This is a genomic window from Streptomyces sp. NPDC046465 (genome assembly GCF_040646035.1).
Taxonomy (GTDB): Bacteria; Actinomycetota; Actinomycetes; order Streptomycetales; family Streptomycetaceae; genus Streptomyces.
Genome location: NZ_JBEYZK010000042.1, coordinates 1 through 23127, shown reverse-complemented (window position 1 = coordinate 23127; position 23127 = coordinate 1). Strand labels below are relative to the sequence as shown.

Annotated in this window: 22 protein-coding genes; 11 read left to right on the top strand and 11 right to left on the bottom strand. The window is 72.0% G+C overall.

Annotated features, from left to right (window positions below):
- Window positions 1-316: 316 nt before the first annotated feature.
- From ABZ953_RS37590 to ABZ953_RS37580, 3 genes are all read left to right on the top strand, one after another.
- Window positions 317-1345 (top strand): PP2C family protein-serine/threonine phosphatase, encoded by a 1029-nt coding sequence (locus tag ABZ953_RS37590; protein WP_361733721.1) that lies wholly within the window; start codon window positions 317-319, stop codon window positions 1343-1345.
- A 190-nt stretch (window positions 1346-1535) separates the two neighbouring features.
- Entirely contained in the window at window positions 1536-2885 is a 1350-nt protein-coding gene (locus tag ABZ953_RS37585; protein ID WP_361733707.1) for a transcriptional regulator, read from the top strand.
- A gap of 119 nt (window positions 2886-3004) precedes the next feature.
- The gene (locus ABZ953_RS37580; RefSeq protein ID WP_361733705.1) at window positions 3005-3547 is read left to right on the top strand and encodes an NUDIX hydrolase; all 543 of its coding nucleotides are present in this window, start codon (window positions 3005-3007) and stop codon (window positions 3545-3547) included.
- Here ABZ953_RS37580 and ABZ953_RS37575 read toward each other — a convergent pair whose 3' ends face one another.
- Window positions 3548-3805 carry a hypothetical protein gene (locus ABZ953_RS37575; protein ID WP_361733703.1) on the bottom strand — a complete coding sequence of 86 codons (258 nt, stop codon included), beginning with the start codon at window positions 3803-3805 and terminating at the stop codon, window positions 3548-3550.
- Between the two features lie 232 nt (window positions 3806-4037).
- Window positions 4038-4898 (bottom strand): 3-hydroxybutyryl-CoA dehydrogenase, encoded by an 861-nt coding sequence (locus tag ABZ953_RS37570; protein WP_361733701.1) that lies wholly within the window; start codon window positions 4896-4898, stop codon window positions 4038-4040.
- Window positions 4899-5086: 188 nt separating this feature from the next.
- Here ABZ953_RS37570 and ABZ953_RS37565 point away from each other — a divergent pair, with 188 nt between their 5' ends.
- A complete protein-coding gene (locus ABZ953_RS37565) occupies window positions 5087-6322 on the top strand; it encodes a family 10 glycosylhydrolase (protein WP_361733699.1) in 1236 nt (411 codons plus the stop codon).
- Between the two features lie 32 nt (window positions 6323-6354).
- Here ABZ953_RS37565 and ABZ953_RS37560 read toward each other — a convergent pair whose 3' ends face one another.
- Both ABZ953_RS37560 and ABZ953_RS37555 read right to left on the bottom strand, forming a co-directional pair.
- Window positions 6355-6549, bottom strand: coding sequence for a DUF1918 domain-containing protein (locus ABZ953_RS37560; protein WP_361733697.1), 195 nt, complete (start codon window positions 6547-6549; stop codon window positions 6355-6357).
- Window positions 6550-6645: 96 nt separating this feature from the next.
- The gene (locus tag ABZ953_RS37555) at window positions 6646-7596 is read right to left on the bottom strand and encodes a DMT family transporter (RefSeq protein ID WP_361733695.1); all 951 of its coding nucleotides are present in this window, start codon (window positions 7594-7596) and stop codon (window positions 6646-6648) included.
- Here ABZ953_RS37555 and ABZ953_RS37550 point away from each other — a divergent pair.
- From ABZ953_RS37550 to ABZ953_RS37540, 3 genes are all read left to right on the top strand, one after another.
- On the top strand, window positions 7595-9031 hold the full coding sequence (locus tag ABZ953_RS37550) for a PLP-dependent aminotransferase family protein (protein WP_361733694.1): 1437 nt from the start codon (window positions 7595-7597) through the stop codon (window positions 9029-9031). The two genes, ABZ953_RS37555 and ABZ953_RS37550, sit on opposite strands and share 2 nt — an antisense overlap.
- 91 nt (window positions 9032-9122) lie before the next feature.
- Window positions 9123-9560, top strand: a complete 438-nt coding sequence (locus ABZ953_RS37545) for a GNAT family N-acetyltransferase (protein ID WP_361733692.1) — start codon at window positions 9123-9125, stop codon at window positions 9558-9560.
- 101 nt (window positions 9561-9661) lie between these two features.
- Window positions 9662-10246, top strand: coding sequence for a histidine phosphatase family protein (locus ABZ953_RS37540; RefSeq protein WP_361733690.1), 585 nt, complete (start codon window positions 9662-9664; stop codon window positions 10244-10246).
- Here ABZ953_RS37540 and ABZ953_RS37535 read toward each other — a convergent pair.
- Both ABZ953_RS37535 and ABZ953_RS37530 read right to left on the bottom strand, forming a co-directional pair.
- Window positions 10188-10691 carry a DUF6314 family protein gene (locus ABZ953_RS37535; protein WP_361733688.1) on the bottom strand — a complete coding sequence of 168 codons (504 nt, stop codon included), beginning with the start codon at window positions 10689-10691 and terminating at the stop codon, window positions 10188-10190. The genes ABZ953_RS37540 and ABZ953_RS37535 overlap by 59 nt on opposite strands.
- Window positions 10692-10724: 33 nt before the next feature.
- Window positions 10725-11714 (bottom strand): aldo/keto reductase, encoded by a 990-nt coding sequence (locus tag ABZ953_RS37530; RefSeq protein ID WP_361733686.1) that lies wholly within the window; start codon window positions 11712-11714, stop codon window positions 10725-10727.
- 257 nt (window positions 11715-11971) lie between these two features.
- Here ABZ953_RS37530 and ABZ953_RS37525 point away from each other — a divergent pair, with 257 nt between their 5' ends.
- Window positions 11972-13468: an alpha/beta hydrolase gene (locus ABZ953_RS37525; protein WP_361733719.1), complete on the top strand. Its 1497-nt coding sequence runs from the start codon at window positions 11972-11974 to the stop codon at window positions 13466-13468.
- Window positions 13469-13806: 338 nt separating this feature from the next.
- Here the strand turns inward: ABZ953_RS37525 and ABZ953_RS37520 are convergent, their stop codons facing one another.
- Together ABZ953_RS37520 and ABZ953_RS37515 are read right to left on the bottom strand one after the other, a co-directional pair.
- The gene (locus ABZ953_RS37520) at window positions 13807-15213 is read right to left on the bottom strand and encodes an MFS transporter (protein ID WP_361733717.1); all 1407 of its coding nucleotides are present in this window, start codon (window positions 15211-15213) and stop codon (window positions 13807-13809) included.
- A gap of 41 nt (window positions 15214-15254) precedes the next feature.
- Window positions 15255-15914 carry a TetR/AcrR family transcriptional regulator gene (locus tag ABZ953_RS37515; protein WP_361733684.1) on the bottom strand — a complete coding sequence of 220 codons (660 nt, stop codon included), beginning with the start codon at window positions 15912-15914 and terminating at the stop codon, window positions 15255-15257.
- 129 nt (window positions 15915-16043) lie between these two features.
- Here ABZ953_RS37515 and ABZ953_RS37510 point away from each other — a divergent pair, with 129 nt between their 5' ends.
- Complete coding sequence (locus ABZ953_RS37510; protein WP_361733682.1) at window positions 16044-18263, top strand: NADP-dependent isocitrate dehydrogenase; 2220 nt, start codon at window positions 16044-16046, stop codon at window positions 18261-18263.
- Between the two features lie 92 nt (window positions 18264-18355).
- Here the strand turns inward: ABZ953_RS37510 and ABZ953_RS37505 are convergent, their stop codons facing one another.
- Window positions 18356-19141 (bottom strand): LysR substrate-binding domain-containing protein, encoded by a 786-nt coding sequence (locus ABZ953_RS37505; RefSeq protein WP_361733680.1) that lies wholly within the window; start codon window positions 19139-19141, stop codon window positions 18356-18358.
- Between the two features lie 57 nt (window positions 19142-19198).
- Here ABZ953_RS37505 and ABZ953_RS37500 point away from each other — a divergent pair, with 57 nt between their 5' ends.
- Window positions 19199-19615: a DUF5997 family protein gene (locus ABZ953_RS37500; protein ID WP_361733678.1), complete on the top strand. Its 417-nt coding sequence runs from the start codon at window positions 19199-19201 to the stop codon at window positions 19613-19615.
- Between the two features lie 38 nt (window positions 19616-19653).
- Here ABZ953_RS37500 and ABZ953_RS37495 read toward each other — a convergent pair whose 3' ends face one another.
- Both ABZ953_RS37495 and ABZ953_RS37490 read right to left on the bottom strand, forming a co-directional pair.
- The gene (locus ABZ953_RS37495) at window positions 19654-20865 is read right to left on the bottom strand and encodes an epoxide hydrolase family protein (RefSeq protein ID WP_361733676.1); all 1212 of its coding nucleotides are present in this window, start codon (window positions 20863-20865) and stop codon (window positions 19654-19656) included.
- 75 nt (window positions 20866-20940) lie between these two features.
- Window positions 20941-21402, bottom strand: coding sequence for a pyridoxamine 5'-phosphate oxidase family protein (locus ABZ953_RS37490; RefSeq protein ID WP_361733674.1), 462 nt, complete (start codon window positions 21400-21402; stop codon window positions 20941-20943).
- Window positions 21403-21543: 141 nt separating this feature from the next.
- Here ABZ953_RS37490 and rox point away from each other — a divergent pair, with 141 nt between their 5' ends.
- On the top strand, window positions 21544-22971 hold the full coding sequence (rox, locus tag ABZ953_RS37485; RefSeq protein ID WP_361733672.1) for a rifampin monooxygenase: 1428 nt from the start codon (window positions 21544-21546) through the stop codon (window positions 22969-22971).
- The last annotated feature ends 156 nt before the right edge of the window (window positions 22972-23127 follow it).

Sequence of the window (23127 nt, the reverse complement as noted above, 5' to 3'; positions counted from 1 at the left end):
AGAGGCGCATAGAGGGGCTCGTCCGGATCATCGGATGAGCCCCTCACTCGTTTGGGTGATAAGGGGCGTGACCTGGCCCGATCGGCCTACACGGTCGTAAGAATCAGTCCGGCCGTAGGGGTCGGCTGCTCGCAGGACAGGGCCGAGGGGGGCCGACGGCATGAGGCGTATCGGAGCTGGGAGGCGCATCAGACGGGACGGGCGTCCCCGACGTGCCGTCCGCATGCTGCCCCGTGTGCTGCCCCGTATGCTGCGCGGGGTGCGCCCGGTGCGGTGTCGCCGGAGACCACGGGTGTGCGCGCTTGGCCTGCCCACCATGTGGGGCGCCTTCGCGATCACGTACAAACTGGCCTGCCCGCTGGCGCAGCAGAACAGCCTGGGGGCGCGGATCGTCAGCAGCGCCGTGTTCTTCGCCGTCGGGACCGGGCTCGTCCTCCATGTCCGCCGGGCGCTGTTGCGGGAGCTGCGGCAGGTCCGCGAGGTCGCGGGCGCCACGCAGAACGTACTCCTGCGGCCGCTGCCGCCCCGCCTCGAAGGGCTCGCTCTCGCCGCCGAGCGGCTCTCCGCCTCGCGCGGCGCCTCCGTCGGGGGCGACCTGTACGAGGTGACCGCCACCGATCACGGTGTCCGTGTCGTCATGGGCGATGTGCGGGGGCACGGCCTCGACGCCATCGGGACCGCCGCCGCCGTCCTCGGCAGCTTCCGCGAGGCGGCCCACGAAGAGCCCGAACTGCCGCTGGTGTTACGGAGACTGGAGCGCGCCCTCGGGCGGCATCTGACGGAGCGTTCGCGCGCCGATCAGCCCGCGACCGGCGTGGCGGCGCCGGACGACGCCCTGCTCGCCGAGGAGTTCGTGACCGTCCTGCTCCTGGAGATCAGCGAGGAGGGCGAGATATCCGCACTCAACTGCGGGCATCCCTGGCCCCATCTGCTGAGCGGGCAGGCGCGGCCCCTGACGGACGGCGAGCCGCTGCCACCGCTCGGCACCTTGCCGCTCCCCGCCGAACTGCCCGTACTGCACTGCGGTCCGCTGCTGCCCGGCGAGGCGCTGATCCTGCACACGGACGGCATGGAGGACGAGCGGAACGCCGCGGGGGCGTACTTCCCGCTGCGCAGCGCCCTCACCGAGGCGGCCCGCACCCAGCCGGTCTCGCCGCAGGGCCTCGTCCGCGCGGTCCACGCCCGACTCGTGCGCCACGCGGGCCGGTTGCCGTCCGACGACGCGGCGCTGCTTGTACTGCGCAACGACCGGGCCAGAGTCCCCGTACAGGAGCCGGAGCCCGGGTGCGCCATTCGCCCCGCCATGGAGTTGTCGGGCAGACGGCGGGACGAATGGCGCCGATGAGGGCCGCCGTGCTGTATGAGGGGGGAGCCGACGGCCCGGCCGGCCTCCTTAACTGATGAGGCATCTCAGTCAACCGATTCCACACCCCATGCGGCAGTGCGCACACCCCCCGGATCCGGGCACTCCGTTCACACCCCGTGTGAAGGGCCCTCCACTACGCTGAACAGCACCGAGCCACCGGAGGGCATCCATGCAGCCCAACACCCTGCTCGACGCGATCCTCGACGAAGCGGGCATCTCCCACGCGGGACTTGCCGCACACGTGAACCAGGCGGGCAGGCCCAGAGGACTCGCGTTGCGCTACGAACACACCGCCGTCTCCCGCTGGTTGAAGGGGCAGCGCCCGCGCGGCCAGGTCCCCGACCTGATCTGCGAAGTGCTCGCCGCCCGGCTGCAGCGGCCCGTCACGCTCGACGACATCGGCCTCGGCCTGCCCGGAGTCCCCGCGGCCCGGGGCGGTTCGGCGTCCTCCACGCTCTCCGGCTTCGTGGAACGGGCCACCGCGCTGTGGCGCTCGGACGAACAGCAGCGCCCGCACCTGCTCGGCGCGCCCGCCGTCACCGGCACGCCCGCCGTGATGCCCGTCTGGGAGTGGGAGAACCCGCCCGAGGACGTCGACGTGTCCCGCGGCGGCCGGCACCCCGTCAGCACGGCCGACATCGAGATGATGCGCGCCGCCCGTGCCCACTACGAGCAGATGTACCGCAAGACCGGCGGCATCGCGACCCGCTCCCGCATCGTCGGTTTCCTCAACGCCGAGGCCGCGCCGCTGCTGCGCGGCAGCTATACCGACGAGATGGGCCGTCAACTGCACCGCTCCACCGGCGGGTTGGTCGCCATCGCCGGTATCTGCGCCTACGACTCCGACGCGCACGGCCTCGCCCAGCGCTACTTCCACCAGGCGCTGCGGCTGTCCAAGGCGAGCGGCGACCAGGGGCTCGGCGCGTACGTGATCGCGCTGCTCGTCAACCAGTCGCTGTTCATGCGCGAGTACCGCCAGGCCGTGGCCTTCGCCGAGGCCGCGCTGCGCGCCGCCGGGCGCGACCTCACCCCGGCACTCGCCTCCGACCTGTACGCGATGCAGGCCAAGGCGTACGCGCACCTGGGCGACGGCAGGAGCGCGCTGTCCTGCATCCGGCGTGCGGAGGTCGCGGCCGACCGGATCCTGCGCGGCCGCGAGCCGGACGAGACGGGCTATGTCCAGCCCGGCCTCGTCAATGTGCAAGTGGCGGAGGCGCTGCTCAGCCTGGGTGATCTGGCGAGCGCCCACGAGCACGCCGCGGCGGCGGTGGACACTCCGGCGCACGACCGGGGCCGGGTGCACCGCCTCGCCATGCTCAGCCAGATCGAGCTGCGCCAGGGCAACACCGACGAGGCGGTGGCCTCCGCGGTGAAAATGGCAGAACAGGCGCGGGGCATGGAGTCCCAGCGGCTGCGCGACCGGCTGCGCGCGGTCCGTGAGCACCTGGTCCGCAGCGACTGCGCGGGCACGGCCGAGGCGGCCGCACTGATCGACGGCGCGCTGCGCGTACCGCTGTGATGCGCTAGCGGCGCCGCCGCACCGACCTCGCATACGCACAGCTCCGAGCCGCACACACTCTGCTCCGACATTCCACCTGCTGCGATATTGCCATCTACTCGTCGGAAGGTGGCAGAACCGTGCAGTGGACGAAACAGAGCGAACAAACTGTGTACGGAAACCGTTGGTTCACGGTCAATCTCGCAGATGTCGAACTACCCGACGGCCGGCATCTGGATCACTTCCTCATACGGCTGCGACCCGTCGCCGTGGCCACCGTCGTCAACGACACCAACGAAGTACTGCTGCTGTGGCGGCACCGTTTCATCACCGACAGCTGGGGGTGGGAACTCGCGGCCGGAGTCGTCGAGGACGGCGAGGACATCGCGTACGCGGCGGCACGTGAAATGGAGGAGGAGACCGGCTGGCGGCCGGGTCCCTTGCGGCACCTCATGAGCGTCGAGCCGTCCAACGGGCTCACCGACGCCCGGCACCACATCTACTGGTCCGACGAAGGGACGTACATCGGCCACCCCGAAGACGACTTCGAGTCGGACCGCCGCGAGTGGGTACCGCTGAAACTGGTCCCCGACATGGTGGCCCGCGGGGAGGTCCCGGCCGCCAACATGGCCGCGGCGCTCCTCCTCCTGCACCATCTGCGCCTCGGCCAGGACGCGCGCTAGCTAATGGCCGATGGCCTGCCAGACCGCTACGGCGATCGCCGCGACCGCCGCGAGAGCGACGATCGTGGGCAGCGGCCAGCGGGTGTTCTCCAGTGCGGCGACCCGGGCCTCCATGGTCTCCACGTTCTTGGCGTTCTGTTCGTCGTGCTGACTGAGTAACGCCAGCCGTCCGTCGACGCGGGCAAGGCCCACGTCCAAGCCTCGGCGTAGCTCAGCGAGTTCTTCCGGGACCACGGCTATTTCGCCGTCGGTGGTCACGAGTCCGCTCCTCTCTGTAGTGGCGCGTCCCCCCTCCTTCCGCAACAGAAAGTCAACCGGCGTGGTGGGCAGGGCGGGAGAGTGTGCGATGGGCATATGCGAGCCCTCTGCACACACGGTGTGTGAACGCCGCGGGCCCGGCACTCGCAGGAGTGCCGGGCCCGTCGGTACGGAACGTGTTCGCACGGGGTGTGCGCCCGTCAGGGGCACGGTCCGTCAGGCATACGGTCCGTCAGGCGTACGTGTAGAAGCCCGAACCGGACTTACGGCCGAGGCGGCCCGCGTCCACCATCCGCTGAAGCAGCGGGGGAGCGGCGTACAGGGGCTCCTTGTACTCGGCGTACATGGAGTCGGCGACCGAGGCGACCGTGTCGAGGCCGATCAGGTCGGAGAGCTTGAGCGGGCCCATCGGGTGGGCGCAGCCCATCTCCATGCCGTTGTCGATGTCCTCGCGGCTGGCGATGCCCGACTCGAACATCCGGATGGCGGAGAGCAGATACGGGATGAGCAGCGCGTTGACCACGAAGCCCGAGCGGTCCTGGGCGCGGATCGCGTGCTTGCCGAGGATCTTCTCCACCACGGCCTGGGCCCGGCTGATCGTGCCCTCGGACGTGGTCAGCGCGGGGATCAGCTCGACGAGCTGCTGCACCGGCGCCGGGTTGAAGAAGTGGATGCCGATGACCTGGTCGGGGCGCGAGGTCGCGACGGCCAGCTTCACCAGCGGGATGGAGGAGGTGTTGGAGGCGAGGATCGCGTCCTGCCGGGTCACCACCTGGTCGAGAACCTGGAAGATCTCGGTCTTGACCTGCTCGTTCTCCACCACGGCCTCGATGACCAGGTCACGGTCGGCGAACTCGCCGAGGTCGGTGGTGAAGCTGAGGCGGTCGAGCGTCGCGTCGCGCTCCTCGTCGGAGATCTTGCCGCGCTCCGCCGCCTTGGAGAGGGAGTTGTACAGCCGTGTACGGCCGATCTCCAGGGCCTCGCCGGTGGTCTCCGCGACCTTCACGTCCAGTCCGGAGCGGGCGCAGACCTCTGCGATTCCGGCGCCCATCTGGCCACAGCCCACCACTCCGACGCGTGCGATATCGGTCATGGAGTCGGTCACCTCGTGCCTTTCGCTGATCAACGGGGCCGGCAGGTCCCCCGTCCCCCGTATGGATGCGGTGCCTGCCTCGGCCGTGAACGTTACTCCGCAATGAAGGGTCCATGAGGGGCCGGGTCGGGCATGCTGTGCCCAACCGGCAAGGGGTGCCGGACGACTGCTGGCTCAGGAGGCTGCAGATGAGGCGTATGTCACGTCGGGTTTTCTCGGTGGCGGCCGCGGCGACGGTCGCGGGCCTTGCGACGGCGGGAGACGCGGCCGCCGTCGGCCACCGGCGCCCGAAGAAGGGCCGCGAGCTGCGCGGCATGTGGCTGGCGAGCGTCGTCAACCGCGACTGGCCGTCCAAGCCGGGACTCCCGGCGGTGCAGCAGCGCAGCGAGCTCCTCGCCTACCTGGACTCGGCCGTCCGCCGCAGACTCAACGCGGTGGTCTTCCAAGTGCGGCCCACGGCCGACGCGCTGTGGCCCTCGCCGTACGAGCCGTGGTCGGAGTACCTCACCGGCGTCCAGGGCAAGGACCCGGGCTGGGACCCGCTGGGCACCGCCGTACAGGAGGCGCACCGCAGGGGCCTCGAGCTGCACGCGTGGTTCAACCCGTTCCGCATCGCCAACCACACGGACCCGTCCCGCCTGGTGGCCACCCACCCCGCACGCGTGCACCCCGACTGGGTGGTGCCGTACGGCGGGAAGCTCTACTACAACCCGGGCCTGCCCGCGGTGCGGCGCTTCGTGCAGGACGCGATGCTCGACGCCGTGCGCCGGTACGCGATCGACGCGGTGCACTGGGACGACTACTTCTACCCCTATCCCGTCGCGGGCCAGGTCTTCGACGACGACGAGGCCTTCGAGCGCTACGGCGGCGGCTTCCCCGACCGGGCCTCCTGGCGGCGGGACAACATCGACCGCCTGGTGCGCGAGATGTCCGTCCGGGTGAAGAAGGCACGGCCGCGCGCCCACTTCGGAGTCAGCCCCTTCGCGGTCTGGCGCAACATCGCGACGGACCCGACGGGCTCGGACACCCGGGCCGGGGTGCAGACCTACGACGACCTGTACGCGGACACGCGCGGCTGGGTGAAGCAGGGCTGGCTCGACTACATCGTTCCGCAGGTCTACTGGCACATCGGCTTCGCCGCCGCGGACTACGCCAAGCTGATCCCGTGGTGGAGCGACGTCGTACGCGGCACGGACGTGCGCCTGTACATCGGTGAGGCCCTCTACAAGGCGGGCGACCCGGCGCAGCCCGCGGCCTGGCAGGACCCGGCGGAGCTGTCCAGGCACCTCACGTTCGCCGAGAAGCACCCCGAGGTGCGCGGGCACGTCTACTTCTCGGCGAAGGAGGTCGGCGTCGACAAGATCGGCGCGATGGCCCGGGTGGTCGCCGACCACTACCAGGAGCCGGCGAAGCCGCCGCGCTGATCCGATGCAGGCCCCAGGGACCGGTACAGGCCCTAGGGAGTCGGGTCCTGGTGCCGTACGACGGTGTCGGGGCCCGGCGACATCACGGTCTCGTGACCGTCCTCGAAGCGGACGCGGTACGGCGGTCCGCCGTCCGGGCCGAGCACCTCGACGATCTGTGCGATCCGGTCGTGCTGCCCGACGATCCTGCCGTGCACCACCAGGTCGTCGCCTACGGTTGCACGCATCTGGAGTGCCCCCTCGTCCCACTCTGCGGTAGCGATCTGTGGCGGCAAGTGTACGACGAGTGGCGGGAGTTGGGGCCCCGTCGGGCGCGCAACCGGTCAACCGCGGGCCCGTTGGGTGACCGCGATGCAGGCGAGGACGGCGACCGCGGTGAGCGGGGCCGCGACGGTGAGGTGCTCGCCCAGCAGGAACACCGACCAGACAAGGGTCAGGAGCGGCTGGGCCAGCTGGAGCTGGCTGGCCTTGGGGACGCCGATCGCCGCCATCCCCCGGTACCAGACGACGAGCCCGAGGAACTGCGAGCCGAGCGCGGAGTACAGCAGGCCCGCCGTGCTGTGCCCGGTCAGGTGGAAGGACTCGTGGGGCAGGGCGGCGAGTGCGCCCACGACGTTGAACGGCAGGCACAGGACGAGCGCCCAGCCGATCACCTGCCAGCCGGGCATCTCGCGGGCGAGCCGGCCGCCCTCGGTGTAGCCGGCCGCGCAGATCAGCAGCGCGCCGAAGAGATAGAGGTCGGCGGTGGTCAGGGCGCCGCCGCTCTGCTGCACGGTGAACGCGATCACCGCCGCGGCCCCGGCGAGCGCCGCCGCCCAGAACATGCGCGAGGGGCGCGCCCCGGTGCGCAGCACCGAGAAGACGGCGGTCGTCAGGGGGAGCAGGCCCACGACCACGGCCGCGTGCGCGGTGGTCGAGGTCTGCAGGGCGAGCGTGGTGAGCAGCGGGAAGCCGATGACCACCCCGGCGCCCACCACCGCGAGCCCCGCCCAGTGCCTGCGGTGCGGGACGGCGACGCGCAGGGCGAGCAGACAGCTGCCCGCGACGAAGGCGGCGAGCGCGCCGCGCAGGGTCACGAAGCTCCAGGGGCCGATGCCTTCGAGACCCCAGGCGGTGGAGGGGAAGGTGAGCGAGAAGGCGGTCACGCCGAGGGCGGCCATCACGGTGCCGGTGCGGTGCGCGCCCGCGGGGGACGGTTCCGGGGCCGGAGCTGCGGTGCCGGGGGCCGGGACCGCTATCCGGGTCGGGCGAGTAGCGCTATCCTGTGCTGTCATGCATGACAGTAGCAGCGTCGGTGAACTGGCGAAAAGCCTGCGAGAAGAGCTCAACCGCTACTCTCCGGGTGGAAAGCTGCCGTCGAGCCGGGCCCTGGTCGAGCGGTTCAGGGTGAGCCCGGTGACCGTGTCACGGGCCCTGGCGCAGCTGGCCGCCGAAGGGCTGGTCGTCACCCGCCCCGGCGCGGGCGTCTTCCGCGCCGAGGCGCCCGCGCCCGCCGAGCCCGTCGGCGACACGTCCTGGCAGGAGGTGACGCTGAGCGCCGACGCCGCCGCGGAGCTGGTGCCGCGCTCGGTCGACGCCTCCGGGGTCCTCGCCACCCTCGCCGCACCGCCGCCGGGCATCATCGAGTTCAACGGCGGTTACCTCGACCCTGCTCTGCAACCCGAGCGCGCGATGGCGGCGGCCCTCGCGCGGGCGGGGCGGCGGCCCGGGGCGTGGGGGCGGCCCCCGGTCGACGGACTGCCCGAGCTGCGCGAGTGGTTCGCGCGGGGGATCGGCGGGGCGATCACGGCCGCCGAAGTGCTGATCACGGCGGGCGGCCAGAGCGCGCTGACGACGGCGCTGCGGGCGCTCGCCCCGCCCGGGGCGCCGGTCCTCGTCGAGTCCCCCACGTATCCGGGCATGCTGGCCATCGCCCGTGCGGCGGGGCTGCGCCCGGTGCCGGTGCCCGTGGACACCGACGGGGTGCGCCCCGGGCTTTTGGAGGCCGCCTTCGAGGCGACGGGCGCCCGCGTCTTCGTCTGCCAGCCGCTGTTCCAGAACCCGACCGGCGCGGTCCTTTCCGCCGAGCGGCGCCCCGAGGTCCTGCGGATCGCCCGCGCGGCGGGGGCGTTCGTCGTCGAGGACGACTTCGTGCGCCGCCTCGTCCACGAGGACGCGGGACCGCTGCCGCGCCCGCTCTCGTCCGACGACCGCGACGGCGTCGTCGTCCACGTCTGCTCGCTCACCAAGGCCACCTCGCCCAGCTTCCGCGTCAGCGCGCTCGCGGCCCGCGGGCCGGTCCTCGAGCGGCTGCGCGCCATCCAGGTCGTCGACCACTTCTTCGTGCCGAGGCCGCTGCAGGAGGCCGCCCTCGAACTGGTGGGCTCCCCGGCCTGGCCGCGCCATCTGCGGGCGGTGGCAGGCGAGTTGAAGGAGCGCAGGGACACGATGACGGCGGCGCTGCGCCTGCGTCTGCCGGAGCTCGCGGTGCCGCACGTCCCGGCGGGCGGCTACAACCTGTGGCTGCGGCTCCCCGACGGCGCGGACGAGTCGGCGTTCGCCTCCGCGGCCCTTCGCGCGGGTGTGGCCGTGGCACCCGGCCGCCCGTACTTCGCGGCCGAACCCCCGGCGGGCCACGTCCGCCTGAGCTTCGCGGCGGTGGCCGGGCTCGGGGAGATCACGGAGGGGGTACGGCGGCTGCGGGTGGCCTGCGACGAGGTCCTCGGGTGAGCGGGACACGTCCATCGGTGGCTGTGGACACCTGTCCCACCAGGTGAAATCCGCTCGACGCGATTCCACGGCCGCTGGCAGGCTCGTGCCCATGACCGACAGCGCCACGATCCCCGACGGCTACGAGATATCCGCCGACCCCGCCCGCATCGACGCCGCCCGCGTCCACCACTGGCTCTCCACCGACGCGTACTGGGCGCTCGGCCGCACCCGGGAGAAGCAGGACGCGGCGATCGCCGCATCGCTCAACTTCGGCGTGTACGAAGGGAGTTCGGGAGCCCAGGTCGCGTACGCCCGGGTGGTGACCGACCGGGCCACCTTCGCGTGGCTCTGCGATGTGTACGTCGCCCCCGAGGCGCGCGGCAAGGGGCTCGGCACCGCGCTCGTCGGCGCGGTCTGCGAGGAACTGGACGCCTTCGGCGTGCGCCGTACGCTGCTCGCCACCGGCGATGCGCACGGCGTCTACGAGAAGCTCGGCTTCAAGGGGCTCGAATCCCCGGAGAATTGGATGGGACGCGGCAACCAGTAGGGGAGGGACGGGTGGCCTGCGGCGAGGGGCGGCGTGCGTGAGCTGCTGCACACCTCCGCGGCAGCCTTGACCTGCACCGCCGGGCCCCCGACGATCACCGCATGCACGCACGCGTCACCCTCATCGCCGCCGCCCGGGGCACCGCACTGCTCGCGGAGCGCTTCGACGACGACCGGCAGCTCGACCGGGCGGGATGGGACGACGTGCGGCGCGCCGCACCCGCGCTCCTGCCGCTCGGCGTGGCCGAGTTGCGCTACTGCTCGCCCACCCCGCGCAGCCGCTCCACCGGCGACGCGCTCGGCTTCGCCCCGCTCGCCCAGCCCGCCCTGCGGGACTGCGACATGGGCCGCTGGCGCGGACTCACGCTCGCCGAGGTGACGGCGCGGGAACCGGCCGCGGTCGACGCCTGGCTGCGCGACCCGCACTCGGCGCCGCACGGCGGTGAGTCGCTGCTCGGGTTCATCTCGCGGATCGGCGGCTGGCTCGACACCCGGCCCGTGGGCGACGGCTCCCGCGTCCTTGCCGTGGCGGAACCCGCCGTGGTGCGCGCCGCGCTCACCTACGGCCTGAAGGCGCCCCCGTCGACGTACTGGAACATCGACATCCGCCCCCTCTCCACCGTCACCCTCACCGGGCACGGCGGCCGCTGGAACCTCCGGCTCGATCCGGCCGGTGGTACTCCGTGACGAGCAGCAGGTCCTTGGCAGGGCCGCCGACCCGCCACCGGGTTCGCCAGTGGTCGGCGTCGAGCACCTCGAACTCGCCGCGGTAGAGGTCGCGCACGCAGGGGTGCTCCGTCGTCCAGCGGCCCGTGCGCAGGTCGAGGTCGTGGAAGAAGCGTCCGTCGGCGAACTCCACGCGTACGGCGCCCGCCGCCTCGCCGGGCAGGAAACGCAGCGTGCGCTCGGCGGGGCGGGCGGTGCCGCGCCAGGTGAAGGTGCCGGACTCGTGGTGGAGGAGTCCGGCGGCCTCCGGGGCGGGCAGCGGCGAGAAGAGCGTCGTCCCGGTGAAGCGGCCCTCCGAACCATCCGTGAGGTCGCGCACCGTGCGCTCGACGCGCCACTCCCCGGCGAGATGGTCCAGCGCCCGGGGCACGGGGTGCAGAGCCTGGGGGACGGAGCGAAGGGACATACCCGCAGGCTACGCGGAGGCTAGGACACAGGCCTAGCTGTCCACTACCGCCAGGCTGCGCTCGTCGTACCGCGTGCCCGCCACCCCGTCCGCGGGCGCCGCCGCGTCGATCGCGGCGAGCTCGTCGGCGGACAGCTCGATCGCGACGGCCCCGACGTTCTCCGCCAGGTACTTCTCGCGGCGCGTGCCCGGGATCGGCACCACGTCGTCGCCGCGGTGCTGCACCCAGGCCAGCGCGAGCTGCCCGGCCGTGACGCCCTTCTCGGCGGCCAGCGCCTCCAGGGCCGCCACGATGGACAGGTTCCGCTCCAGGTTGCCGTCGGCGAACCGGGGCTGGTTGCGGCGCACGTCGTCCTCCTGCAGGCCGTCGAGCGAGGTGTAGCGGCCGGTGAGGAAGCCGCGCCCGAGCGGCGAGAACGGCACGAGACCGATGCCGAGCTCACGGCAGACCGGCGCGATCTCCGCCTCCAGGTCCCTGGTCCACAGGGACCACTCGCTCTGCAGCGCGGCGACCGGATGCACGGCGTGCGCCCGCCGGATGGTGCGCGCACTGGCCTCGGAGAGCCCGATGTGGCGCACCTTCCCGGCCGCGACGAGCTCCGCCATCGCGCCGACCGTCTCCTCGATCGGTACGGTCCTGTCCACCCGGTGCTGGTAGTACAGGTCGATGTGGTCGACGCCCAGGCGGCGCAGCGATGCGTCGCAGGCCTCGCGTACGTACGCCGCGTCGCCCCGGATCAGCGGGGGCTCGCCGAGCCGGTTGGCGAAGCCGAACTTCGTGGCGACGACGGCCTGTTCACGCCGTGTGCCTTCGAGCGCGCGGCCGATGAGCTGCTCGTTGTGGCCGTGGCCGTAGTAGTCGGAGGTGTCGAGCAGGGTGACGCCGAGGTCGAGGGCGCGGTGGATCGTCGCGATCGACTGCGTGTCGTCCGACGTGCCGTAACCGTGGCTCATCCCCATGCAGCCGAGGCCCTGCGCCGAGACGGTCAGCGCGCCGAGACGGCGCGTGGGAAGGCTGGTCATGCTGGTACCCCCTGGGGTTGTTCCGTGCGATCCGGGATCTTCCCCGTGATCGGAAACGACAGTAGGAGCTGGAGTGGACTCCAGGTCAAGGCGTGCTTCTCCGGAGAACCGGAGGCCGCGTACGGGGGCTGGCCCCAAGGGTGTTCGGCCCGCCAGCCCGATGGTCCGGCGGCGTGGACCTTCCTAGCGTGGTGATCACCCCGCAGGCCGGGCGACCGGACCTGACCGGACCGGGGACCGTCGAAACGAGGAGCACCATGCGCGTCCTGTCAGCAGTCACCGCGGGTCTGGGCCTTGTCGGGTTGCTCGGGGGCTCGGTGGCCGCCGCGGACCGGCCCGCGTCCCCCGACAGGCCACACCAGGCGGTCGATTGGGGCCGCTGCTCCGCCGGCCAGAAGGAGCTGAACGCGGCGGGCGCGCAGTGCGCGAAGGTGCCGGTGCCCCTTGATTACGCGGACCCCGGCGGCCGTACGATCAAGATCGCCGTCTCCCGCGTCAGGGCCAAGTCGCCGGGGGAGCGGCGCGGGATCCTGCTCTCCAACCCGGGCGGCCCCGGCGGCACGGGGATCGCCACCACCCTGTCCCTGCGGCCCGCGCTGAAGGACGCGGCGGACCGCTACGACCTGATCGGCTTCGACCCCCGCTTCCTCGGCGAGAGCACGCCCCTCACGTGCGGCAAGGCCCCCCGGCCCACGCCGCCAGGACCGGCCACCACTCCGCGCGGCGACTTCGAGGACTCGGTGCGGTCGGCACGTGACACGGCGCGCCGGTGCCAGGAGCACGGTGGCAACGCCGCGTTGCTCCCGCACGTGTCGACGAGGAACGTCGCCCGCGACATGGACGCGATCCGTGCGGCACTCGGCGAACGCAAGCTGTCGTACTACGGCACGTCGTACGGCGCCGACCTGGGTGCCGTCTTCACCCAGCTCTTCCCGCGGCGAACGGACCGGATCGTCCTTGACTCCTCGACGGATCCGGCGGCCACGCAGTACGAACTGTTCCAGCAGTCGGGTGCGCCTGCGGAAGCCGCGCTCGACGGCCTCGACGGTCAAGTGGGCGCGGACGTACGGGCGTTGCTCGCACAGGCCGAACGGCACCCCATCGCCGTCAAGGGGCAGCGCCTCAACGCTCCCGTGCTGCGGATGATCCTCAAGCAGCTCATTCAGCACGAGGAGAACGACCCGCAACTGATCAGTGTCGTGGCCGACATGAAGAAGGCCGCCGCGGGCGAGGAGGTCGAGCCGGGGCCCGCGCTCGCCGCGATGCTGGAGTTCCTCTCCTCGCCCGAGGTGACGGACAGCATGGTGGGCGGCGCGATCTTCATGTGCGGCGACGGGGGGTGGCCCGCGGGCGGCTGGCCGAAGAACCCGGCGACGTACTGGAAGAACATGCAGCGCAGCCGGGCCACCCAGCCGGTGTTCGGGCCCTACGTCAACGGGATGATCGCGCCGTGCGCGTTCTGGCGGGGCGAGCCGCGCGAGGCCGGTACGAGGATCGGCAACGACGTGCCGGTCCTGATGCTCCAGGCCCGCTACGACAACAACGTCCCCTACGAGGGCGCCCTCGCCCTGCACGCGAAGCTCACCGGGTCCCGTCTGGTGACGGCGGACATCCGCTCGCACGGCGTCTACGGTCGCGGCATCGAGGGGCTCACCCCCGTCCCGTGCGCCGACCGCACCGTCAACACCTACCTGCGCGACGGGAAGCTGCCCGCGGCGGACCGCACGTGTGCGAAGCCGGAGAGTTCCCGATGACGCGGATCAGCAGGCGCACGGGGCTCGCAGCCACGGCGGCAGCGCTCTTGGGAGCCGCCCCTGCCTCCGCCGCCTCCGCCACTCCCGCCCCCTCCCGGCGGCAACGCGCCCTCCAGCACCACGTCGACGCGATCCACGCCACCGGCGCGACCGGCGGCGTCATCGCCGAGGTGAGCGGCGGCCCGCACGGCCGCCCGCACGACCACCCGCGCGGGTGTCGCCGGCAACGACGGACGCCGGATCACCGTCGCCGACCTGCTGCGGCAGAATCGCGTGGCGTCCCGTCGCCGGACGCGCGGACGGCCTCTGGTTCCACGGCGGCACGAGCCTCGGCTGCGTCAGCGAGGGGATGGTGGACGCGATGCTGAGCCCGGGGCCGGGTTCGGCTGTGGCTTCGGGTTCGGCTTCGGGTTAGGGATGAGTGGCGGTGTCCGCGTCGCCAGCAGGGTGCCGAGTGCCGCCACCGCGGTCAGGATCGTCAGCGTCGGGGTCATCGCCGAGAGGAACGCGTCGTCGGGGCCGCGCGGACCGTCAGTCGCAGGGGAGGCGAGCGTGGTCATCAGCGTCGTCGCCAGGGCGATGCCCAGGGTCGGGCCCACGTTCATCGCCGTCTGCTGGAGGCCGCCGGCCACCCCGGCGTCGGCCACCGGGGCATGGCGTACGACGACAGCCGTGGCCGCGACCATCACCGTCCCGAACCCCGCCCCCACGAGGACGAACGCGCCACCGGCCGCCACCGGCCCCGACGCCTGGTCGAGGCGGGAGAGCGCCAGTACGCCGAGGGCGAGCACCGCCATGGCCCCGGTGACCGTCCGGCGCGGGCCCGCCCGGCGCAGCAGGACGGCCGAGAGCGGCGCGGCCACCACCATCATCACCGCGAGCGGTAGCGAGGTCAGCGCGCTGTGCAGCGGGTCGAGCGCCAGCACGTCCTGGAGGAAGTACGTGGCGACGTAGAGCGCCCCGAACATCGCGGCGGATGCCGCGACGAGGACGCCGAGCGCGGGCCCGACGGCGGCCGAGCGGAGCAGCCGGGGCGGCACCAGCGGCCGCGCCGTCCGCCGTTCGTGCCGGACGAACGCGCCGCCCGCGGCCACCGCCACCACGGATCCCGCGGCGGTGGCCGTCGTCCAGCCGCTCTCCGGGACGCCGACCAGCGTGTGCACGAGGAAGGCAAGCGCGACCGCGAGCAGCCCGGCACCGGGCAGGTCGAGTCCGGGCGCCGGACCTTCCCTGCGCGGGACCGGCACACGCACCACCAGCGCCAGTACGCCGATCACGAGCGCGGGCACGACGCTGAGGACGAACACGGAGCGCCAGCCCAGGTGGGTGGCGAGCGCCCCGCCCAGGACCGGCCCCGCGGCGGCCGCGAGGCCGATCGCGCTCGTCCGCAGCGCGATCGGCATGCCGAGCTCGTCGGGCGGGAAAGCGGCCCGGAGCATGCCGAGCGTGGCGGGCTGCAACAGCGCCCCGAAGACCCCTTGGGCGACGCGCAGAGCGATCACCGAACCGACGCCGGGGGCGAGAGCGACCCCCGCGGAGGCGACCGCGAAGCCGAGCGTGCCGACGGCGAAGAGCCGCCGGTGCCCGTACCGATCGCCGAGCCGCCCGGCGAAGACGAGCAGGCTCGCCACGGCGATCAGATATCCGGTGCTGGTCCACTGCACCTGGGCGAAGGAAGCGTCCAGATCGCGGCGCAGAGCGGGCTGGACGACGGTCAGTACGGTGCCGTCCAGCGCGACGACCATGGCTCCGACGACGCTGCAGGCGAGGGTGAGGTTGCGGTGGATCACGTGATCGCCGGCCCGAGGTGCGCCTCAAGGGCGGCGTCGATCAGCGCCTCCACGTCGTCCGCGCCCGAGGCGAGACGCAGGCTGCCCCACCCCCACAGCTGCGCGATCCCGTGCAGGTTCGCCCACAGCGCACCCGCGGCCACCCGGGCTCCCGTGCCCGTACCGGTGGCGGTGCCGGGGCGGGCCTCTGCGACGAGTCCGACCAGGACGTCGAAGAGCGGCAGGCTGGTCTCCCGCAGGCCGAGCTGATTGCTCTCGAGCAGGTCGTGGCGGAACATCAGCTCGAACATGCCGCGGTGCGCCGCGGCGAACCCGAGGTACGCGCGGCTCAGCGCCTTCAACCGCGTACGCGCGTCCTGATCTGCTCCGTTCTCGGCTCCGTCCTCGGCTCCATCCTCCGCTCCGTTCCCCGCGGCCCCCGACGCCTTCTCCGTCTCGGCCGCCAGCTCGGCGAAGCCGCGCCGGGCGATGGCGGAGAGCAGCGCCACATGCGTGGGGAAGTAGCGCCGGGGCGCCCCGTGCGAGACCCCGGCCCTGCGGGCGATCTCCCGCAGCGTCAGCGCCTGCACGCCCTGCGCCGCAAGGAGCTCCACGCCCACATCCACAAGCCGGGCCCGCAGCCCGACGTCCTGCTCGTCCACGCTCTGTTCGCTCATAGACACTGTCTACTACATTGCGTAGACAGTGTCTACGAAGATTGGGGGCCCGAGGGCCCTGTCCGCGCCGGGGGAGGTAGGAGATATCTTGATGTCGAGCAATGTTGCAGACGCGGAGCGGAGCACCCGGTGACTGACTCGACCATCATCTACACCCACACTGACGAGGCGCCGGCCCTGGCGACCCACTCGTTCTTGCCGGTGATCCAGGCCTACGCCTCGACCGCCGGAGTCAGCGTGGAGACCCGTGACATCTCGCTCGCGGGGCGGATCATCGCGAGCTTCCCGGAGCGTCTCGAGGAGGGCCAGCGCATCAAGGACGCCCTCGCCGAGCTCGGCGAGCTCGCCAAGACGCCCGGCGCGAACATCATCAAGCTGCCCAACATCTCGGCCTCGATCCCGCAGCTCAAGGCCGCGGTCGCCGAGCTGCAGGGCCAGGGCTACGCGCTCCCCGACTACCCGGACGACCCGAAGACCGACGAGGAGCGCGACATCCGCGCCCGCTACGACAAGGTCAAGGGCAGCGCCGTCAACCCGGTCCTGCGCGAGGGCAACTCCGACCGCCGCGCCCCCGCGTCGGTCAAGAACTACGCCAAGGCCCACCCGCACCGCATGGGCGCCTGGACGGCCGACTCGAAGACGAACGTCGCCACCATGGGCGACAACGACTTCCGCTCCACCGAGAAGTCCGCCGTGATCTCCGACGCCGGTTCGCTGCGCATCGAGCTCACCGGTGACGACGGCTCCACCACGGTCCTGCGCGAGTCCGTACCGGTTCTCGCCGGTGAGGTCGTCGACGCCTCCGTGATGCGCGTCGCCGCGCTGCGCGAGTTCCTGGGGGAGCAGGTCGCCCGCGCCAAGGCCGAGGGCATCCTCTTCTCCGTGCACCTCAAGGCCACGATGATGAAGGTCTCCGACCCGATCGTCTTCGGCCACGTGGTCCGCGCCTTCTTCCCGAAGACCTTCGCCGCGCACGGTAACGTCCTCGCTGCCGCGGGGCTGACCCCGAACGACGGTCTGGGCGGCATCTTCAAGGGCCTGGAGTCGCTCCCCGAGGGCGAGAAGATCAAGGCGTCCTTCGAGGCCGAGCTGGCCGAGGGCCCCGAGCTCGCCATGGTCGACTCCGACAAGGGCATCTCGAACCTGCACGTCCCGAGCGACGTCATCGTCGACGCCTCCATGCCGGCCATGATCCGCACCTCCGGCCACATGTGGGGCCCGGACGGCGGGGAGCACGACACCCTCGCGGTCCTGCCGGACAGCAGCTACTCCGGCGTCTACCAGGTCGTCCTCGACGACTGCCGCGCCAACGGCGCCTTCGACCCGTCGACGATGGGCTCGGTCCCGAACGTCGGCCTGATGGCGCAGAAGGCCGAGGAGTACGGCAGCCACGACAAGACCTTCGAGATCCCGACCACGGGCAACGTCCGGGTCCTCGACGGCGCCGGCAACGTCGTCCTCGAGCAGGCCGTCGCCGCCGGTGACATCTTCCGCATGTGCCAGACCAAGGACCTGCCGATCCAGGACTGGGTGAAGCTCGCCGTCACCCGTGCCCGCGCCACCGGCAACCCGGCCGTCTTCTGGCTGGACGAGAGCCGCGCCCACGACGCCGTGCTCATCGGCAAGGTCGAGCAGTACCTCGCCGACCACGACACCGAGGGCCTGGACATCCGGGTCATGTCGCCGGTCGACGCCACCGCGTTCTCCCTGGAGCGCATCCGCCGCGGCGAGGACACCATCTCCGTCACCGGCAACGTGCTGCGCGACTACCTCACCGACCTGTTCCCGATCCTGGAGCTGGGCACCAGCGCCAAGATGCTGTCGGTCGTCCCACTGATGAACGGCGGCGGCCTCTTCGAGACGGGCGCCGGCGGCTCCGCCCCGAAGCACGTCCAGCAGCTGGTCAAGGAGAACTACCTGCGCTGGGACAGCCTGGGTGAGTTCCTCGCCCTCGCGGTGAGCTTCGAGCACCTCGCCACCACCACGGGCAACGCGCGCGCCCAGATCCTCGCCGACACCCTGGACCGCGCCACGGCGACGTTCCTGGAGAACGACAAGTCGCCGAGCCGTCGCCTCGGTGGCATCGACAACCGCGGCAGCCACTTCTACCTCGGCCTGTACTGGGCGCAGGAGCTGGCCAAGCAGACCGACGACACGCAGCTCGCGGAGGCGTTCGCGGCCCTGGCCAAGACGCTGACCGAGCAGGAGCAGACCATCGTCGACGAGCTCATCGCGGTGCAGGGCTCCCCGGCCGACATCGGCGGCTACTACCAGCCGGACGCCGCCAAGGCCTCCGCGGTCATGCGTCCGTCCGCGACGCTCAACCAGGCGCTCTCGATCCTGGGCTGACGCTTCGGGTGACCCGGTAGCCCGGTAGCCCGGTAGACAGCGAAGGGGCCTCCCGCCGATATGGCGGGAGGCCCCTTGAGTGTAGCCATGCGTTATGAGCGGCGCCGCGGCTTGCCGCGCTTGGTGGCCTTGGGCCGGGCGGCACCGCCACGCTGCGGCTTGCCGCCGGACTTGGCGGTCGCGGGCTTCCGCTTCGCCTGGGAGGCTGCCTTGGCCTTGGTCTGGTCCTTCGTCTGGTCCTTCGTCCGGTCCTGCGCCGGGGTCCGTTCGCGGCCCCGCGAGCTGTTGACCGTCCGGCCGCGGACGATCCCGATGAAGTCCTCGACCAGGTCGGTGGTCCCGTCCTCCGGCCACGACAGGGCCACGCGTGACTCCGGGGCGTCCGTCACCGTGCGGTAGGTGAGGTCCTTGCGGTGGTGCAGGCGCGCGAGCGACTGCGGGACCACGAGGAGGCCCACGCCCGCCGCGACGAGCTCGACGGCTTCCTCGGTCGTGGCGGGACGCTCGAGCGCGGGCAGACCGGGCCGCCGCTCCCACTCCAGGGTCTCGTCGAGCGGGTGGAAGACGATCTCGTCGGCCAGGTCCTCGCAGGACACCTCGTCGACCGCGGTCACGACGTGGTCCTTGGGGGCCACGACGACGGTGGTCTCGGTGTAGAGGGGGATCGCGCTGAGGTCCGTACGGTCGATGGGCAGCCGCACGAAACCGGCGTCGGCGCCGCCCGCGCGCAGCACGCCGGGCGCCTCGTCGGCGGCGACCGGGAGGAGGGTCAGTGGGATGTCGGGCAGCCGCTCGTTCCAGATCCTCACCCATTTGGCGGGTGTCACTCCGGGGACGTAGGCGAGCCGGAACGACGGGGAGCTTTCCGAGCCTGTCACCTCGCCAGGCTACCCGGCGTGGTCAGGAGTAGCGCACATGCTCGATACCCTGGACCCATGACGTCGCACCAGACCACCCAGACCATGAAGCCCGCGACCGCGGCGAAGAAACTGGGTGTGTACCTCGAGGCCACGCCCGCCGAGTTCCAGGAGGGTGTCGTCTCGCGCAGCGAGCTCAACACGCTGCAGACCGACCCGCCCGAGTGGCTGCAGGAACTGCGGCGCAACGGCCCCCACCCCCGCCCCGTGGTCGCGGCCAAGCTCGGGATCTCCATCGCGGGCCTCGCGCGCGGCGGAGTGACCGAAGCTCTCACCACGGAGCAGATCGACGCCCTGAAGGAGGAGCAGCCCGGCTGGCTGCGCCAGGAGCGCGCCACCCAGGCCGAGGTCCGCAAGGAGACCGTGCGCATCAAGGAGAAGCACGCCGAGCAGGCGGAGAAGCGCGCGGCGCGCGACGACGACCCCCGTTCCTGAGACGTCGAGACGTCCTGAGACGCGTCTCCTGAGGCGCGTCAGTCGCGCGTACGGAGCGTACGGAGCGTGCGGAAGAACCTGCGTACGTCGGCCACCAGCAGGTCCGGCTGCTCCATCGCTGCGAAGTGACCGCCCCGGTCGTACGTCGTCCACTGCACGATGTTGTTGGTGCGGTCCGCGATGTGGCGCAGCGGGACGAAGTTGTCGCGGGGGAAGTCGGCCAGCGCGGTCGGGGCCGGTGACGGCGCGGGCGGGTTGCCGGTATAGGCGGCCTGCGCCCGCTCGTAGTAGATCCGGGCGGACGAGCCCGCCGTGCCGGTCAGCCAGTACAGCATCACGTTCGTGAGCATCTGGTCCCGGTCGACGGCGTCCTCCGGGCGGTCCTCGGAGTCGGTCCACTCCTTGAACTTCTCGGCGATCCACGCGAGTTGGCCCACCGGTGAGTCCGTCAGGCCGTACGCGAGGGTCTGCGGGCGGGTGGTCTGGATGCCGGCGTACCCCTGCCGGTCCCGGCTCCACGCCCGCATCCGCTCCCAGGAGGCGAGCGTCCGCTCGCGCTCCCGCGCGTCGAGCGCGGCCAGTTCCCGCGCGTCCGGCTCGTGGGTCTGCGCCGAGTTCGGCAGCAGGTTCAGATGTACGCCGATGACGTGGTCCGGCCGCAGCCGGCCGTGCTCGCGCGAGATGCCCGCACCCCAGTCGCCGCCCTGCACCCCGTACCGCTCGTAGCCCAGCCGTGCCATGAGCTCGGCGGAGGCGAGCGCGACGCGCCGGAACTCCCAGCCGGTCTCCCGGGTCGGGCCGGAGAGGCCGAACCCGGGGATGCCGGGCAGCACCAGGTGGAAGGCGTCGGCCGGATCGCCGCCGTGCGCCCGCGGGTCGGTCAGCGGGCCGACGACGTCGGCGAACTCGACGATCGAGCCGGGCCAGCCATGGGTCATGAGGAGCGGCGTCGCGTCCGGTTCGGGGGACCGGACGTGGGCGAAGTGGATGTTCGCGCCGTCGATCGTGGTGGTGAACTGCGGCCATTCGTTGAGCGCGGCTTCCGCGGCCCGCCAGTCGTACGCGTGCCGCCAGTAGTGCACGAGCTCTTCGAGGTAGTCGCGCGGAATGCCGTACGCCCAGCCGACGCCGGGCAGCTGGTCGGGCCAGCGCGTGCGGTCGAGCCGCGCGTGGAGGTCGTCCAGATCCGCCTGGGGTATGTCGATGCGGTAGGGCCGCAGGGCGCTGTCGTCGTCGTTCAAGGTCGTCATCGCTGCGCATGCTACGTCGGGCGCGCCCGGCCGACACCGGCATTTCCGCGCCCTCGGGCGCCCCCGTAGAGGGCGCTACTCCACCCACGCCCCGTCGCGCATGATGACCCTGCCGCGCAGCTCCGGCTCGCCGCGCCAGGCCCGTACGGTCCTCGGCACCACGCACAGATACAGATACGGCTCCTCCGCCTTGCGCGGATCCCAGCCGAACTTGTCGGCGAACGCCTGCGCCGCCGCCGGGGGCACCTCGTCGGCGGGGAAGCACTCCGCCTCCCCCTGGAGGAGCACCACATCGGAGGTGTCCGGCAGCGCAAGGCGCACGCGCGGCTCCTCGCGGGCGTTCCGGGCGGTCAGGGAGGCGGCGGCGGTGCACAGCCACACCGCCCGCCCCTCCCACAGGAACCACAGCGGCACCTGGTGCGGCCCGCGCTCCGGATGGGCCGTCGACACCCATACGTCGCGCTCCGTACCGAGCCGGTCCAGCGTGTCCCGCCTGCGTTCCGCCGTCCGGCGGCCAACGATCTCCGTGTTCTGCATGAACGCCGACCCTAGTACGCCCCTGGTACGTCCCTGGTACGCCCCTGATACGACCCCGGTACGACAAGATCCGGTCGGTGCCGCAGAATGATCGACTCCAATCCTGTCCCGTTGAACGGGCGTTGCTGAATGGGCGTTGTGATGATTGACGTGATCGTGGTCGGTGGCGGACCGACCGGCTTGATGCTGGCCGGTGAACTGCGGCTGCACGGCGTCCAGGTGGTCGTCCTCGAGAAGCTGACCGAGCAGACCCAGCAGTCCCGCGGCCAGGGGCTGCACGCGCGCAGCGTCGAGATGATGGACCAGCGCGGCCTCCTCGGCCGGTTCCTCGCGGTGAGTGAGAAGTTCAAGGTCGGCGGTCTCTTCGGCGGCATCATGAAACCGTGGCCGGACGGCCTGGACACCGCGCACCCGTACGGGGTCGCCACCCCGCAGCCCCTCACCGAGCAGCTCCTCAACGAGTACGTCCTCGAAGTCGGTGCGGAGATCCGGCGGGGCTGCGACGTGGTCGCGGTGCGCCAGGACGAGGACGCGGTGACCGTCGAACTCGCGGACGGCACGCAGCTGCGTTCGCGCTACCTCGTCGGGTGCGACGGCGGCCGCAGCACGGTGCGCAAGCAGCTCGGCGTCGACTTCCCCGGCGAGCTCGCCACGGTCGAGACGCTGCTCGGCGAGATGGCCATGACCGAGGACCCGGCGACCATCGCCGCCGTCGTCGAGGAGGTCCGCAAGACCCAACTGCGGTTCGGGGCAACGCCTCTCGGGGAGGGGATGTACCGCGTCGTCGTGCCCGCCGACGGGGTGGCCGAGGACCGTGCGGAGCCGACCGTCGAGGAGTTCTCGGCGCGGCTGCGGGCGGTCGCGGGCACCGATTTCGGCGCGCACGCGCCGCGCTGGCTGTCCCGCTTCGGCGACGCCACCCGGCAGGCCGAGCGCTACCGGGTCGGCCGGGTGCTGCTGGCAGGCGACGCGGCGCACATCCACCCGCCGACCGGCGGACAGGGCCTCAACCTCGGCGTGCAGGACGCGTTCAACCTCGGCTGGAAGCTGGCCGCCGCGGTCGACGGCTGGGCGCCGGACGGGCTCCTGGACAGCTACCACGCCGAACGGCACCCGGTGGGCGCCGCCGTGCTTGAGAACACCCGCGCGCAGATCACGCTCCTTGGCGACGGCGCGGGCCCGGCCGCGCTGCGCGAACTGTTCTCGAAGCTCATGGACTTCGAGGAGGTCAACCGGTACGTGACCGGCATGATCACCGCTGTGGAGATCCGGTACGACTTCGGCGAGGGCCACGAGCTGCTCGGCAGGCGGCTGCGCGACGTTCGACTGAAGCAGCGGGGCCGCCTCTACGAACTGACGCACGCGGGCCGCGGCCTGCTCCTCGACCAGACGGGGCGGCTCTCGGTGGGGGGCTGGGCGGACCGGGTCGACCACGTCGTCGACGTCAGCGAGGAACTCGACGCCCCCGCCGTGCTGTTGCGCCCGGACGGGCATGTGGCGTGGGCCGGTGACGACCAGCGGGAGCTGTTCGCTCAGCTGCCCAAGTGGTTCGGCGCGGCGGACCATTGAGACCACGGGGCCCTGTGGCCCTGTGGCCCTGTGGCCCCGTGGCCCCGTGGTGGTCTCACATGTCGATGCGTGAGCGGTCGAGGGTGGCTGCGGAGCTGGTGATGAATTCCTTGCGGGGGGCGACGTCGTTGCCCATCAGGAGATCGAAGACCTGCT